Here is a 14477-nt window from a genome sequence, read left to right as displayed (position 1 = left end):
GGAGCAGACGTGAAGGATTCCCGCACGGAGCAGATTGTCCGTCGTCCGACCATGAGCGACGTCGCGGCCCTCGCTCGCGTGAGCAGCAAGACCGTCTCGCGTGTGATCAACGACGAACCTCGCGTTTCGCCCGTCGTCCAGCAGCGAGTGCGTGAAGCGATCGAGCGTTTGAGCTACCGCCCCGACCCGCGCGCCGGGAGCCTCCGGCGCAGCGGTCAGCGGAGCGAGACCATCGGGCTCGCCATCAACAACGTCGACAACCCGTTCTCGGCGGCGGTGCACCGTGCCATCGAAGACGCGGCGGTCGCTCGCGGCGTCGCTGTGCTCGCCTCGAGCACCGACGACGTTCCCGTGCGCGAGCCCCGTGTCGTGGAGGGGTTGTTGCGCCGTCGCGTTGACGGGCTCATCGCGGCGCCGGTCTCGCGCGACCAGTCCTACCTGCGCACCGAGCAGAAGTACGGCACCCCAATGGTCTTCATCGATCGGGAACCGGTCGGCGTCGACGCCGACGCGGTCGTCAGCGATCACACTGGAGGTGCGCGCATGGCGGCATCGCATCTGATCGAGGTCGGCCACCGCCGCATCGCCTTCCTCGGCGACCTCACAACGCTCCAATCCACGCAGCAGCGACTCACAGGCTTCCGCGAGGCGCTCGGCTACGCAGGAATTCCCACGACGGCGGCCAGGGTGGTCACCGAGCTGCACAGCGCCGACGTCATTGAGAACGCGGTGCGCGCGCTGATGAACGGGCACGATCGGCCCACGGCACTGTTCAGCGCGCAGAACTCGATCACAATCGGCACCATCCGCGCTCTGCGCGCCCTCGACATGCACAACGACGTCGCGCTCATAGGTTTCGACGACATTCTGCTCGCCGACCTTCTCGTCCCCGCCATCACGGTCATCGCCCAGGATTCCCAGCGCATCGGATCCCTCGCCGCCGAGCGGCTGTTCGCGCGGCTCGACGGCGACCGCTCCGCCACAGCGACCCACGTCGTTCCCGTTCGTCTCGTCACTCGGGGCAGCGGCGAGATCCCGCCGGCGTGATGCCGACCGCCACCTACCCCCTCCGCCACACACGTCACCCGAGAGGAACTCAAAGATGAGAAGAACGAAAACCACCCGCATCGCCGCCGCCTTCATCGCCGCCGCGACGATCGCCTCCCTGGCCGCCTGCGGCTCCGCCGGAGGCGGCGAGCGACCCGAAGGCGGGCCGCTGCGCATTCTCACCGGGTCGGGTCCCGACACGGGCGAGTTCCGTGCGCTGGAGCAGATCGTCGCGATGTACCAAGACGAGGTGGATGCCGACTTCGAGGTCGAGTACGAGACCATCACCGACACCGACGACTTGTGGAAGAAGCTGCGGATGTACCTCGTCGCCGATACCCTTCCCGACATGTTCAGCCTCGCAAACGGGCCCATCGCCAACGAGCTGATCAGCCAGGACAAGGTCGTGAACATGACCGAGGTGCTCACAAAAGCCGGCGTCTACGACCAGATGAACGCCGCACTTAAAGACTTCTTCGTCTCGCCCGACGGCAACCTCTACATGGTGCCCTCCTACCGCGCTGGTGAGATGTTCCTCTACCGCAAAGACCTCTTCGCACAGCACGGGATCGACGTACCCGAGACATGGGAGGCCTTCCTCGACGCCTGCCAGACGCTGGCCGACGCGGGCGTGACCCCCTATGTGCTGCGTGGGGCCGACAGCGTCATGCTGCTGCGCTTCCTGTCGTTCCCGGCATGGACGACATCGGGAAGCGAGTTCATCGACGCCGTGCAGAGCGGCGACCAGACGTTCTCGGACGGTCGGCTCGGGCGCGCGGGAGCAGAACTCCTCCACGACCTGGGCACCGGCGGGTACTTCGTGCCCGGCTTCCAGAACATGACCTTGGGCGACGCGATCGACGCCTTCTCGTCGGGCGAGGGTGCGATCACCTATGGCAACACCAACTTCGCCGCGACCTTCTCCGAGCAGTACGACGCCGGCACCGTGGGCTACTTCGGCATCCCGGTCGATGGCGCCGAGAAGGAGAGCACCGGGAGCACCTTCCCTGTGCACGGCGGCAAGGGCATCGCGCTGAACGCCGAGACCTATGAGGCCGACGAGTCGTTCCGCGACTTCTTCGACTACTACCTCGCCCACATCGACGAGGTGCTGTACGAACAGGGTCTGCTGTCGTGGTTCGACACCCCGATCCCCGCCGACGCGCTGCCTCCCGTTCTGGTCGACCTCGGAACCGAGATCCAGAGCCAGACCACGGGATGGGTCTCGTGGGACGACAAGCTCGATCCCGAGGTGCTGACAACCATGGGCGACGAGGCCAGCCGCCTCATCGCCGACCAGACGACGCCCGACGCGTTCCTTGAGGCCGTCGACGCGGCCATCGCTGATCAGTGACGTCCACTCCCACTGTCCGATCCGCGCGCCCGGCATTCGATCTCGTTCGCCGGGCGCGCACCCCCTTGATTTCGTTCGGCCGGAAAGACTCCATGCATCGACTACTCCAGAACAGAAGCACCCTCCTGTGGTTCCTGGTTCCCGGGCTGACCCTCTACATCGCGACGGTGCTCGTGCCCATCGGCTCGTCGGCGTACTACTCGCTCGTGGATTGGAGCGGCATCGGCGACCCGGAGTTCGTCGGTATCGAGAACTACATGCGAATGTTCACGGATGCGGCGCTGGGCAATGCGATCGTCAACACGCTGCTGCTCACGGTAGCGGAACTCGTGCTTGTCGTCGGCGGGGGGCTTCTGCTCGCGTGGTTACTGACCAAGATCTACGTGTTCCGCCAGACCCTGGTCGTGCTCTACTGCGTCCCGATCATCGTCTCGACAGCGGCGATGGCGCAGATGTTCAAAATCTTCCTCTCGGTACGGCCGCCGGGGATCGTGAACTCTTTGCTCGCCCAGATCAACCCCGCGTGGATCGATCTGGAATGGCTGACGAACCCTGATACCTCGCTCGCGATGGTTGCGCTCGTCACCAGCTACCGCGACGTGCCCATCTACATGCTGATCTTCTACGCCGCGCTACTGAACGTGCCACCGACCCTCATGGAGGCGGCACGCATCGACGGAGCAGGCGCGTTCCGCACTTTCGTCAGCATCCAGATCCCCTACATCCTGCCGATCGTCGGCGCCGTCGCGTTCCTCGTGCTCAACGACGCACTGCGCGCCTACGACATCCCCGCACTGTTGACCGCCGGAGGACCGATCAGCTCGTCCGAGGTGCAGTCGCTCTACATGTACAAGCAGCTCTTCCAGAACCAGAACTACGGGTATGGCAGCGCGATCGCGATGCTCATCGTCGTCATGTCGATGGTGCTCGGCTTCGTCATCACGCGCTCGACTGATCGGAAAATCGTCCGATGACCACGACCGCCCCACCCGTCCGGTCTACACGTCGCCGCTGGACCCCACGCCGAGTGCTCGTGGTGATCGTCATCACGATCGCCGCGCTCCTCGCGCTCGCCAGCTTCGTCTCACCCCTGATATACACGCTGATCGGCAGCGTCACCCCGTCGCGCGACGCAGATGAGCAGGGCGGGTTCCCGTCCTTCGACAACTACGCGCGTGTGTTCGAGAGCGGCTTCCCGCGGTTCTTCCTCAACAGCCTGATCATCACCGTGATCACCGTGATCGCGACGCTGGTGCTGTCGGCGATGGTCGCCTATCCGCTGTCGTTCTTCCGCTTCCGCACCCGGGGACTCATCGAAGCCCTCTTCATCCTCGGGCTGATGATCCCGTACCAAGTCGTGCTGCTGCCGCTGTTCCTCACCTACGCCAAGACCGACCTGCTGAACACGTACTGGAGCGTCATCGTCCCAATGGTCGCGTTCGGCATGCCGTTCTCCGTGTTCCTGCTGCTGCGGTTCTTCCGCGAACTCGAGGAGGGCGTCATCGAAGCAGCGGTCATCGATGGCGCCAGCGCCGGCCGGATCTTCTGGACGATCATCCTGCCGCTATCGCGGAACGTGCTCATCACGATCGCGATCCTGCGTGCCATCTTCGCGTGGAACGAGTACCTCTTCGCATACACGTTCATCAGCTCACGAAACAATCTCACGCTCGTGCTCGGCCTGAACGACTTCATCGGCGCGGAGGGACTCGTCAATTGGGGACCGATGTTCTCAGCCATCACCTTCAGCGTGCTACCCGCGCTGCTTGCATACATCCTGCTCAACAAGTACATGATCGCCGGCCTCGCAGACGGCGCGACGAAGGAGTGACCCGAATGACCGAAAGCCTCGAGTCGATGACCGCGACCGATCTGCTCTTCTACCGCCCCGAGGGCGGGTGGCTCGGCGACCCGATGCCGTGCTATCACGACGGCCGGTTCTACGTGTACTACCAGTGCGATCGGCGCGACCCAGCCCCGTATCCCAACGGGGCGCCCTTCGGGTGGTCGCTCTTCCTGACGGACGACCTGCGCTCGGGCGTTGACTTCGGCGAAGTGCTGCATAAGGGCGACCCTGACGGGGCCGAACGCTTCCTCTACGCGGGCTCGGTCATCCACGCCGAGGGGCGCTTCTGGGCGTTCTACACGGGCGCGAACCGCGCTTTCGACGACACCGACGCGCCGTCCGAGACCTTCCGGATCGCGACGAGCCCCGACGGCATCGAATGGACGAAGCACCCGGAGCTCACGATGCACAGCCCGGACGGGTTCGAAAAGAACTACTTCCGCGACCCGGTAGTCATGTTCGATCCCGACCTCGGGGCGTACCGGCTGCTCGTGGCCGGCCGTCACGACTCCGGACCGCGCGTGCGCCGCGGCTGCCTCTTGGAGTACCGCTCCACCGACCTGCGGCAGTGGAGCATCGAGAAAGTGCTCTGGTCTCCCCACACGCACCACCTGCTGCAGATGCCCGACCTCTTCCGCATCGGCGACTGGTGGTACCTCTTATACTCCGAGTACGACGACCAGCGCCGCACGCGCTATCGCATGAGCCGCAGCGCCGACGGACCGTGGATCGCCCCGCAAGATGACTGCTTCGACGGCCGGGCCTTCTATGCGGCACGAACCGTGGATGTCGATGGCCGTCGTGTCATCTTCGGCTGGAATCCGACGCGTGCGCACGGCGACGATCTGGGCCCGTGGGTGTGGGGCGGGAACCTCGTCACGCACGACGTGGTGCAGCGTCCCGACGGCACCCTCGGAGTGCGCCCGAACCCCGAACTGCTCGACGGCGCGTTCGAGGCGGCGGATGCCGAACCTCGATCGCTCGTGCTCTCGCGCGCCGACGGCTACACCGAAGAGGTCGTGGTAGCCGACTCGTCCACGAGGTTCCGGGTGGACTTCACCCTGGAGTTCGTCGAGGACACGTTCGAGTTCGGTCTGAAGCTGTACGAGAACAGCGACGCCGATCAGGGATATGTCTACCTGTTCAGTCCGGGCGAGCACCGGGTGCGATTCGACATGATGCCCAACTACCCCTGGTTCCAGGTGCAGAACGTGGGCCTGTCGCGTCCGGTCCCGCAGCCGGCCGGCTCGGTGCATGTAGTGACGCTGATCGTGGATGACGACGTGTGCGTGCTCTACGTCGACGACATCGCTCTGAGCAGCCGGATGACGCGCCGCCCCGGGCAACAGGTCAAGCTGTACGTCAACAGCGGATCGGTCGCGGTGCGCGACCTCGTCTACCGAGATCGCACGATCCGCGCAGAATGAACCACATGGTTGGTGAACCTGCCTCCCGCAATACCCAGCGCGCCTCGGCGCCGCGAGGCGTTCGGCGACGTCGACCACGAGGTCTCCAGCAGCCCATCGACGACCCTCCCGGCCGATCAGAGCCGGCCACCCCCCCAGATCAACCGGCTCCGTGACCGCGGGCTGGCCCGAGATGCTGATCGGGCTCCATGGACGCATGGAATGCGTTGCCCGCACCGCGCCGCACCAGCGCGCTTCTGGATACGGATCCGGTGAAGGCCTCGATGGACTTGCTGGCGCGACCGAGCGCGCACTCGCCGAGCGCGCGCGTCCGCTCGACAGCTCGCCCCCAGGCGACCTCCGTTCCCAAGACGCCTTTGCAGCGCGGAGGAGGGAGAAACTGATGGGAGTGCGACGCTCATCTACCGGAGCCAGACTGCCGAACCGGCGGCCACCAGAACCGCCGCCTCGCAATCGACGTCTGCATCGCGGAGAGTCTCGATATCACGATCGAGCTCAAAGAGGAGCCTGCGATCGTGGGGGGATCTCGCCGGATCCGCGGCAGATGAGCGATACGGGGATGCGCACGATCTCCCCCTCGTGCGAGGAGTCCGACTCGTCCAGGCGGCGCAGGAGACAATCGACAATTGTCTGGGCGAGCGCGACTTCGTCCTGAGCGATGACGGTGATGCCTGGTCGAACGACACTCGCCATCTCGTGGTCATCGAAACCGATCAGAGCAACAGAGTCCTGTTCGCCACGCGCGTGCACTTCGTGCAGGACACCGAGCATCGCGGTGTTGTTCCCGCATATGACTGCGGTAGGGGGTGTATCGGATCCCAGGAGCGAGGCTGCGGCTTCACGCGCGGACTGCTGACTGGCGATGTTCAATATGAAACGGTCTGGGCGCGGGATCACTCCGCGTTCGAGCATCGCTTCACGGAAACCGTGGGATCGCTCCCGCGCGGAGGACATGAATTGCTCGTCGCCGATGTAGGCGATGTCGACATGGCCAATCTTCCACAGGTGCTCCACCGCCTGACGAATTCCGCCTTCGTTGTCGCTGATGACAGCATCCGCGCCTCCAGTACGCGGCAGTCCATCGATGTACAAGGTCGGGATGTTGGCGATAAGCTGCCGCTGCCGACTCGTGGTCTCCGAAACCGACGGGACGATGATCAGACCATCGACCTGTCGCGCAGTGAATGCGCGGAGCAGTGCCTCCTCGATCTCACTGTCCCGGTCGTTCGAACCGGTTAGGAGGGCGTAGCGCCGCTCCTGCAGCAGATCCGTGATCTTCCTCGTCAGACGGCCCCAGTGCGGGTTGGAGATGTCGGGCACGAGGAGTCCGATGGAGTGCGTTCGGCCATCGGATCGGCGGACGCTGCTGGCCATGAGATTCTTCTCAAACCCGAGGCGGTCGATAGCCGAGACCACCTGGGCACGCACCGCTTCCGAGACGTTGGGCTCGTCATTGACCACCCGGGACACCGTTTTGACGGATACTCCGGCGAGCATCGCGACGTCCCGCATCGTTGCCTTGCGTCGATTCACTGTGCTCGCACCTTGTCTTTCGTTGTCGAATGACATGACTCTAGCCCTGAAAAATCCATAACAACAAGTCTTGACAACGTTGACAACAGCTGACTATCGTCGCTGAAACAGGCTTGCCCGGCACCGTCAAGGAGGACCAAATGCCCCGTTTCCGTAGGCGCGCTCAGCGCAGCACGTTGATGTCGATCCTCGGCATCGTCTCCGTTGTCGCCTTCGCCGGATGCGCCAGCGCACCCGGTACCACGAGCCCAGGCGGCGACTCTAAGGAGGGCCCCGTCATCGGACTTGTCGTCCAGAACGCCCAGTTCTTCTTCCAGGGGATCCAGGACGAGATCGAGACGCTGGCCTCGGCCAGCGGAGGGCAGGTGATCGTCACCAACATCAATGACGACTCTGCACAACTCGCCCAGGCGATGCAGACCTACGCGCAACGCGATGTCGACGTCGTGCTCGTCCCCGCTCTGTCTGGCGACAGCGACACGACCGCCGTGAAGTCGACCGTCGACGCGGGCATCCCCGTCGTCTGCTACAACCAGTGCATCGGCGACGCGAGCGAGGACATCGTCAGCGCTTTCATCCGCAGCGACGGCAGGTCACTGGGGGCCACCACCGGCGAGGCGGCGGCCGAATACGTCGAGAGCAAGCTCGGAGGAACTGCCTCCATCGCTCTGCTGAACTGCGACATCTACGTCGAATGCCAACTCCGCAAGGCCGGCTTCAAGGAGGCACTGGAGGGACTGGAGATCACGTACGTCGCGGACCAGGAGGGCTTCCTGGCCGACAAGGCCGTGGGCGTCGCGCAGGACATCCTGACAGCGCACCCCGACGTGGACATTATCTGGGCCGTCAACGAAGGAGGCACCGTTGGTGCCCGCTCAGCGATCGCCGCGTCCGACAACGTCGGCAAGACCGTCGTGTTCGGCACTGACATCAGCCCTCAGATCACGGAGTTCCTTACCGCCGACGACGGGATCCTGCTGGCGACGACCGGCCAGGACACCAAGGCCATTGCGAAGGCCGCATACGACGCCGGTCTCGCCGCGATCGGCGGCGAGAAGTCGGACCCCTTCGACGTGCTCGTTCCCGGTGTGCTCTTCACGCCGGACCGTCCCGAGTGAGTCCGAACCGGGAGAGTGCACCGATGAACACCGGATCGAGCACGCCGATGCTGGAGATCAGGGGCATGAGCAAGTCCTTCGGGCCCGTCCAAGTGCTGCGGGGCATCGACCTGAGCGTCGCGCCCGGAGAGGTACGCGCTCTCCTTGGCTCGAACGGCGCTGGCAAGTCGACCCTGATCCGTATCCTCAGCGGTGCAGAGACGCGCGACGCCGGGAGGATCGTCCTGAACAACAGGGAGCACGATCCCGCCCTGATGCACGATCAGGAGGACGGCATCGCAGTTGTCTATCAGGAACTCAGTCTCGTGCCCGGGCTGAGCATCGCCGAGAACATCATGCTCGGTCAGTGGCCGCGCCACTCAGCAGCTGGGCTCAGGGCGATCGACCGGCAGCGGATGCTGGCTGAGGCGCAGTCGGCGCTCTCGATGCTCGGCGTGGACATCGATCCGTTGCGGGAGGTGTACGACCTCAGCCTCGGCGAGCAGCAGCTGGTCGAGATCGCAAAAGCGCTGCGGAAGAGGCCGCGTGTCCTCATTCTCGACGAGCCGACAAGCGCACTCACAGCACATGATGCCGATCGCCTCATCACGCTCGTGCGCCAACTGGCCGCGACGGGGATGACGGTGCTATACGTGTCGCACCGGATGGACGAGATCCCGCAAGTGGCGGACTCCATCGCCATCATGCGCGATGGGGCGATCGTCGGGACGCATGCTGTCGGCGAGCTCACCACTCGGCAGATCGCGGAGCGGATGATCGGGCACGCCCCGCGCAAGAACTCGGGCGTCCGGCGGGAGGTGGCACCCGACGCGCCGGTCGTACTGTCAGCCGAGCACCTTCGGACAGCGATCCTTCAGGGTGTCAACCTGGAGCTGCGCGAAGGTGAAGTGCTCGGCATCGCCGGACTCATGGGATCGGGCCGAAGCGAACTTCTCCGCGCCCTGTTCGGGCGGGACCGCATCGATTCGGGCAGGATTCGGGTGCGTGGGAGGGCTGTGCAGGCACGGTGGAACGAGCGTGCCGCGATCGCCGCGGGCTTTGCCCTTTCTCCGGAGGAACGCAAAGCACAGGGATTGGTGCTGACGCGCTCCATCCGCGAGAACCTCACCTTGGCGTCGCTTCGACACGTCGCGCCCGGCGGGGTCATTCGCGCCAGCGAGGAGAGGACGATCGCGCAACGCGCAGTCGGTCAGCTCGCCATCAAACTAGCCTCCGTCGAACAAGACGTCGGAGACCTCTCCGGAGGTAATCAGCAGAAGGTGGTGCTCGGCCGGTGGCTCGCCGCGAGCGCCCAAATCTATCTGCTCGACGAACCCACCCGCGGAGTCGACATCAACGCCAAGGAACAGGTCTACGCACTCGTCCGCCACCTCTCCGACGCTGGGAAGAGCGTTGTCTTCGTCTCCTCCGAGAACGCGGAGCTCTTCGAAGTGTGCCACCGGATCGCGGTCATGCGCGGTGGTGCCATCGTACGGACGCTGGCCCACGACGAGACCGACGAACACGAACTGCTCGCCCTCTCCATGAAGGACTCGATCTGATGACTGTGACCGACTCGACGACAGACCGGCCGCGAACCTCCGTGCAGCGGTGGTTCTCGCGCCGTTCCAACATTCAGACTGTCGCCCTGCTGGGTGTCCTCGGCATCGTGTACGTGTGCTTCGCGCTCACGGCCGCGAACTTCGCAAGTGTCGGGAATCAGCTGAACATGCTGCAGAATGCGGCGTTCGTCGGCATCGTGGCGATGGCGATGACGCTCGTGATCATCGCCGGCGAGATCGACATCAGCGTTGGCAGCGCGGTCGCGTTGGGGTCCGCGCTGCTCGGCGTGACGGTGGGACAGTGGGGTCTGCCTGTTCCGCTCGCGATTCTCGTGGTCCTCTGCGAGGGCGCACTCATAGGTGCGTTCGCCGGCTGGGTCCGGTCCCGATTTGGGGTTCCGTCGTTCATCGTGACGCTGGCGCTGTATGGCGCGTTGCGCGGCCTCGCACTTTTGATCACGAACGCCTACCCCATCCCGCTCAAGGATCCGCTTCTGGTGTTTCTCGGTTCGGGACGGCCGTTCGGCGTCCCTGTCGCTGCGATCGTCTTCCTGCTCGTCTTCGCGGCCATCGCCTTCGTCGCAACGAAGACGCCGTTCGGGCGATCGGTGTATGCCGTAGGCGGCAATCCGGAGGCTGCACGGCTCTCCGGCATCAACGTCGCCCAGGTGCGCGTGCTCGTCTTCATCCTCACGGGGCTCGCCGCTGCGATGGTCGGCATCCTGCAGAGCGCCCGGCTGTCCTCCGGTACGGCAAGCATCGGCACCGGTGTCGAGTTCGACGCGATCGCTGCCGTCATCATCGGCGGCACGGTGTTGTCGGGAGGCCGCGGCTCCGTCCTCGGCACATTCATTGGGGTGATCTTCATCACGGTCCTCGGCAATGGCATGGTGCTCTTGGGTGTGAACCCCTACGCGCAGGAAGTCATCCGTGGCCTCGTCGTCCTACTCGCTGTCCTGATCAGCGTCTGGCAGCGGAAGGACAAACGATGAACAGGGTCATCATGAGCGGAGAGTGGGTCATGAGCGGGGACAACCACGACACAGCGTTCCAGGGAACGTTCGAGGTGACAGTGGTCGCGCGGCACGAGCTCGCAGAGGATGTCGTCGAGTTCGAGCTGGCGCCGCTGCGCGCAGCGGACGCTCTGGTCCGTTACGAGGCGGGAGCGCATCTGGACGTATACGTGGAGGACGGGACTTGCCGCCAGTACTCGCTGGTGCGTCCAACCGACTCTACGGTGCTGCGGATCGCGGTGCTGCGCGAGGAGGATGGGCGGGGAGGCTCGACCTATCTGCACGACAGGGTCGGCGTCGGCGACATGTTGCGCGTGGGAGCTCCGCGCAACACATTCCGTCTCCGGGAGGCACCGGAGTACCTCCTCATCGCCGGCGGGATCGGCGTGACGCCGATGGTGGCCATGGCGAATGAGCTGGATCGTCGCGGAGACCGCTGGGTTCTGCACTATCTCGGTCGGTCACGGGAGAGGATGGCTTACGCGGCGGAACTGGAGGACGCGTTCCCAGGCAGAATCCAGATCCACACACCTCCGGATCGTGCAGACCTCGCAGACCTGATCGGGGCGCTGCCGAACGGGACGAGCGTGTACGCCTGCGGCCCGTCACGCATGCTCGACGCGCTTCAGGAAGCTGTCGCGTCCCGTCCGCAGGTCGAACTGCACGTCGAGCACTTTTCCGTGCCGGACGTGCCGCGAGACCACCCGGCCAATGAGTCCTTCGAGCTGGAACTCGCGCAATCCGGCCAGATCCTGCCAGTGAGCGCCGATCAGTCGGCATTGGATGTCCTCGAGGACGCCGGGCACTTCATCCTCTCGTCCTGCCGGGAGGGCACCTGCGGCTCCTGCGAGGTGCGTGTGCTCGGCGGCGACGTCGATCATCGCGACTGGCTGCTCGATGAAGCGGAGAAGCAACGCAACGACCGAATGTACGTTTGCGTGTCCCGCGCCAGATCGAAGCGGCTCACGCTGGATCTTTGACCGAATCGAGGAAAGGCAGAACGACATGACCGAGGCATTCGCAGACTTCGACAACCGCGAACTTCAACTGGGCGAGGACGGCACGCCCTTCGCGACGCTTACAGCGCTGCGCGATCAGATCGCCGCCGAGAACTCCTACATCGGCTGGACGAATAGACAGGGCGGCCACTGGGTCGTCGCCGGCTGGGACGAGGCCTGGGGGATCTACCGCGATCCAGAGACGTTCCGCATCAAGGACGCCCAACTCCCACCGTTCACCCTGCCATCCGGGCGACCACTGATGCTGGCAGGCTACGACGGCGAGACGCACAAGAACTATCGCCGACTGGTGCAATCGTGGTTCAACCCGCCGCAGGTCGCGACGATGTCCGACGCGCTGCGCGAAGGCGCCCGCTCGCTCATCGAGGCGTTCGCCGCCCGCGGCCGAGCTGATCTCGGTGCGGAACTGGCCTGGCTGGTGCCCTTTCACGCCGTGGCGCGCATCCTCGGCGTCGACTGGCGGGACAGTGACCTCTTCTCCCCGTGGATCCGTGCCATGGCGCAGGGTGCCGGATCAGCTGTCGCAGGCACGCAGGAGCAGCTCGATGCGATGCAGGCATGGTTCGCCGACTACGTCCAGGACAAGCGCAAGAACCCCACCGACGACGTCATGTCGGATCTGATCTGCAACGGCAAGGTGGAGGGCAGGCCGCTTACCCACCAGGAATTACAGGACTACTTCACGATCCTGCTACTCGGGACCGTGGAGAACACATCCCTACTCCTCAGCGGAGCATCGTGGATCCTCGCGAAGAACCCGGAGCTGCAGGAACGTCTACGTTCCGACCTTGCTCTGCTGCCGGCCGCAGTCGACGAGTTCCTCCGCTTCCTGAGCCCTGGCCACGGGCAGGCACGGATCCCCACACAGAATGTCCAGATCGCCGGTCAAGAGGTGAAAGCGGGACAGAAGATCCTCATCTATGCACCGCTGATCAACCGGGATCCGCGCAAGTTCGATCACCCAGACGACTTCGTCCCCGATCGCACACCCAACCCGCATCTTGCGCTCTCGAACGGTCCGCACCGCTGCCTCGGCGCGAACCTCATCCGCGTCGAGGTGGTGGCCGTGCTCACGGAGCTCCTCACCGCGCTCCCCGATTTCGCTCTGGACCCCGAGTCACCGGTCGGGTGGCATCAGGGCGGCCCGTCGCACGGACTGCGCTCGGTCCCGGTGGTGTTCTGATGGCGGGAAGTGCGGCGCTCGCGCCGAAGTCCCGTCTGCACTGCCCCTGCGGCAAGTACCTCCACGCCGAGGACTCCGAAGCGCTGGTGCACCTCGCACAGGCCCATCTCGCAGCTGACCATCCGCACCTCGTCGAGGCATACGATCGGGAGGACATCCTGTGGATGGCATACTGACCCCGTCCTCGGAGCCCGGCGACGACGTGAGCCCTGTCGAGCGGGCGTCATGGCGGACGTGCGAGCCGCACATGGCTCCAGTCCTGCGCGCCTTCGAACAGGCCATCGATGCATCACCTGGCGGAGGTGGTGCTGTCGCCATCTACATCGACGGCGACTGCGTGCTCGATGCCTGGTCGGGCTTGGCGGACCGTCGGCACGATCGGCCGTGGGCAGCGGAGACTGCCTCTGTCGTGTTTTCCTGTACGAAGGGTCTTCTTGCGATCCTCACGCATCGGCTCGTCGAGCGCGGCCTGCTCGACCTCGATGCGACTGTCGCGACGTACTGGCCGGAGTTCATGACAGCGGGAAAGGCCAAGATCAGCGTAAGCGACCTGCTCACCCACCGTGCCGGACTCGCGGCTTTCGACACGTCGGTGACGTTCGAGGAACTGCTGGACTGGGAGCGGATGATCACCCGGCTGGAGGCTCAGAAGCCGCTCTGGACGCCCGGCAGCGCCCATTCATACCACGCGATCACCTACGGTTGGCTGATCGGTGAAGTCCTGCGTCGGGTGACGGGCGAGACCGTCGACGCGCTATTCGATGACATCTTCTCGCAGGGGCTGGGTGCAGAGGTTGCCCTCGGCGCTGCAGCCGCCACACCCAATCGCGCTCATGTCGAGGTCGGCCGCAGCTCGTTCGCCCATGAGCCACGCAGCGAGAACGAGCACTGGGAACGGCTCACGCTGACCCTGGGTGGGGCCCTGCCTGTGGACCTCGTGGGCGAACGCGCCGGGTTCAACCGTGACGACGTGCTTGTCGCTGGTATTCCCAGCGCCGGTGGCGTCGCGACGGCGCGAGGACTTGCGAAGGTGTGGTCAGCAACTGTCCGAACCACGGATGGCGTGCGCCTGCTCGACGACGCGACCATCGCGGAGCAGACAAGACCGCAAAGCGAGGGACAGCCCTACTTCGCCGTTCCAGGCCCCTGGCCTCGGTGGGCCTCAGGATACATGCTGACCTCGGATCGACGGCCACTCCTCAGCGCACAGTCGTTCGGGCACGACGGCGCCGGCGGCCAGTTGGGTTTCGCCGACCCCAAATACGGCGTGGGGTTCGGTTTCGTGACGAACTGGCTCAGCGATAGCCGCGATCAACGCGCCAACAGCATTGTCCACGCTCTCCGCAGCGTCTTGGAAGGCTGACATACGCTGGCCACCGTGGCCTCATGGCCCGGG

Annotated in this window: 13 protein-coding genes; 12 read left to right on the top strand and 1 reads right to left on the bottom strand. The window is 64.9% G+C overall.

Annotated elements, in window-relative coordinates; genetic code table 11:
* The first annotated feature begins 9 nt into the window (after positions 1 to 9).
* The 5 genes from KYX17_RS23895 (at position 10) to KYX17_RS23875 (ending at position 5674) form a co-directional block, all read left to right on the top strand.
* Positions 10 to 1047 carry a LacI family DNA-binding transcriptional regulator gene (locus KYX17_RS23895; protein WP_308220938.1) on the top strand — a complete coding sequence of 346 codons (1038 nt, stop codon included), beginning with the start codon at positions 10 to 12 and terminating at the stop codon, positions 1045 to 1047.
* Between the two features lie 55 nt (positions 1048 to 1102).
* Positions 1103 to 2401, top strand: coding sequence for an ABC transporter substrate-binding protein (locus tag KYX17_RS23890; protein ID WP_243230182.1), 1299 nt, complete (start codon positions 1103 to 1105; stop codon positions 2399 to 2401).
* Positions 2402 to 2493: 92 nt separating this feature from the next.
* The gene (locus tag KYX17_RS23885) at positions 2494 to 3375 is read left to right on the top strand and encodes a carbohydrate ABC transporter permease (RefSeq protein WP_243230171.1); all 882 of its coding nucleotides are present in this window, start codon (positions 2494 to 2496) and stop codon (positions 3373 to 3375) included.
* Complete coding sequence (locus tag KYX17_RS23880; protein ID WP_243230169.1) at positions 3372 to 4232, top strand: carbohydrate ABC transporter permease; 861 nt, start codon at positions 3372 to 3374, stop codon at positions 4230 to 4232. The genes KYX17_RS23885 and KYX17_RS23880 overlap by 4 nt, the downstream gene beginning before the upstream one ends.
* A 5-nt stretch (positions 4233 to 4237) precedes the next feature.
* On the top strand, positions 4238 to 5674 hold the full coding sequence (locus tag KYX17_RS23875; protein ID WP_243230167.1) for a family 43 glycosylhydrolase: 1437 nt from the start codon (positions 4238 to 4240) through the stop codon (positions 5672 to 5674).
* Positions 5675 to 6169: 495 nt separating this feature from the next.
* Here KYX17_RS23875 and KYX17_RS23870 read toward each other — a convergent pair whose 3' ends face one another.
* Entirely contained in the window at positions 6170 to 7243 is a 1074-nt protein-coding gene (locus tag KYX17_RS23870) for a LacI family DNA-binding transcriptional regulator (RefSeq protein ID WP_243230159.1), read from the bottom strand.
* 104 nt (positions 7244 to 7347) lie between these two features.
* Between KYX17_RS23870 and KYX17_RS23865 the strand changes: the two genes are divergently transcribed.
* From KYX17_RS23865 to KYX17_RS23835, 7 genes are all read left to right on the top strand, one after another.
* The gene (locus KYX17_RS23865; RefSeq protein WP_243230157.1) at positions 7348 to 8325 is read left to right on the top strand and encodes a substrate-binding domain-containing protein; all 978 of its coding nucleotides are present in this window, start codon (positions 7348 to 7350) and stop codon (positions 8323 to 8325) included.
* Between the two features lie 23 nt (positions 8326 to 8348).
* Positions 8349 to 9866 (top strand): sugar ABC transporter ATP-binding protein, encoded by a 1518-nt coding sequence (locus KYX17_RS23860; protein WP_243230147.1) that lies wholly within the window; start codon positions 8349 to 8351, stop codon positions 9864 to 9866.
* Positions 9866 to 10858, top strand: coding sequence for an ABC transporter permease (locus KYX17_RS23855; RefSeq protein WP_308220937.1), 993 nt, complete (start codon positions 9866 to 9868; stop codon positions 10856 to 10858). The genes KYX17_RS23860 and KYX17_RS23855 overlap by 1 nt, the downstream gene beginning before the upstream one ends.
* Positions 10859 to 10887: 29 nt before the next feature.
* Positions 10888 to 11859, top strand: a complete 972-nt coding sequence (locus KYX17_RS23850) for a PDR/VanB family oxidoreductase (protein WP_243230143.1) — start codon at positions 10888 to 10890, stop codon at positions 11857 to 11859.
* Positions 11777 to 13081: a cytochrome P450 gene (locus tag KYX17_RS23845; protein WP_243230141.1), complete on the top strand. Its 1305-nt coding sequence runs from the start codon at positions 11777 to 11779 to the stop codon at positions 13079 to 13081. The genes KYX17_RS23850 and KYX17_RS23845 overlap by 83 nt, the downstream gene beginning before the upstream one ends.
* Positions 13081 to 13257 (top strand): hypothetical protein, encoded by a 177-nt coding sequence (locus KYX17_RS23840; RefSeq protein WP_243230131.1) that lies wholly within the window; start codon positions 13081 to 13083, stop codon positions 13255 to 13257. Before KYX17_RS23845 ends, KYX17_RS23840 begins: the two co-directional genes overlap by 1 nt.
* A 71-nt stretch (positions 13258 to 13328) precedes the next feature.
* Positions 13329 to 14444, top strand: coding sequence for a serine hydrolase domain-containing protein (locus KYX17_RS23835; protein WP_243230129.1), 1116 nt, complete (start codon positions 13329 to 13331; stop codon positions 14442 to 14444).
* Positions 14445 to 14477: the final 33 nt, after the last annotated feature.

The organism is Microbacterium sp. CIAB417, assembly GCF_022788845.1.
This window is presented reverse-complemented; position numbering and strand designations above follow the sequence as displayed.

What these genes read in the sequence shown, in the direction of transcription:
- KYX17_RS23890 (WP_243230182.1), top strand. Translation starts at nt 1,103, where the DNA reads ATGAGAAGAACGAAAACCACCCGCATCGCCGCCGCCTTCATCGCCGCC.
- KYX17_RS23885 (WP_243230171.1), top strand. Translation starts at nt 2,494, where the DNA reads ATGCATCGACTACTCCAGAACAGAAGCACCCTCCTGTGGTTCCTGGTT.
- KYX17_RS23880 (WP_243230169.1), top strand. Translation starts at nt 3,372, where the DNA reads ATGACCACGACCGCCCCACCCGTCCGGTCTACACGTCGCCGCTGGACC.
- KYX17_RS23875 (WP_243230167.1), top strand. Translation starts at nt 4,238, where the DNA reads ATGACCGAAAGCCTCGAGTCGATGACCGCGACCGATCTGCTCTTCTAC.
- KYX17_RS23870 (WP_243230159.1), bottom strand. Translation starts at nt 7,243, where the DNA reads ATGTCATTCGACAACGAAAGACAAGGTGCGAGCACAGTGAATCGACGC.
- KYX17_RS23865 (WP_243230157.1), top strand. Translation starts at nt 7,348, where the DNA reads ATGCCCCGTTTCCGTAGGCGCGCTCAGCGCAGCACGTTGATGTCGATC.
- KYX17_RS23860 (WP_243230147.1), top strand. Translation starts at nt 8,349, where the DNA reads ATGAACACCGGATCGAGCACGCCGATGCTGGAGATCAGGGGCATGAGC.
- KYX17_RS23855 (WP_308220937.1), top strand. Translation starts at nt 9,866, where the DNA reads ATGACTGTGACCGACTCGACGACAGACCGGCCGCGAACCTCCGTGCAG.
- KYX17_RS23850 (WP_243230143.1), top strand. Translation starts at nt 10,888, where the DNA reads ATGAGCGGGGACAACCACGACACAGCGTTCCAGGGAACGTTCGAGGTG.
- KYX17_RS23845 (WP_243230141.1), top strand. Translation starts at nt 11,777, where the DNA reads ATGAAGCGGAGAAGCAACGCAACGACCGAATGTACGTTTGCGTGTCCC.
- KYX17_RS23840 (WP_243230131.1), top strand. Translation starts at nt 13,081, where the DNA reads ATGGCGGGAAGTGCGGCGCTCGCGCCGAAGTCCCGTCTGCACTGCCCC.
- KYX17_RS23835 (WP_243230129.1), top strand. Translation starts at nt 13,329, where the DNA reads ATGGCTCCAGTCCTGCGCGCCTTCGAACAGGCCATCGATGCATCACCT.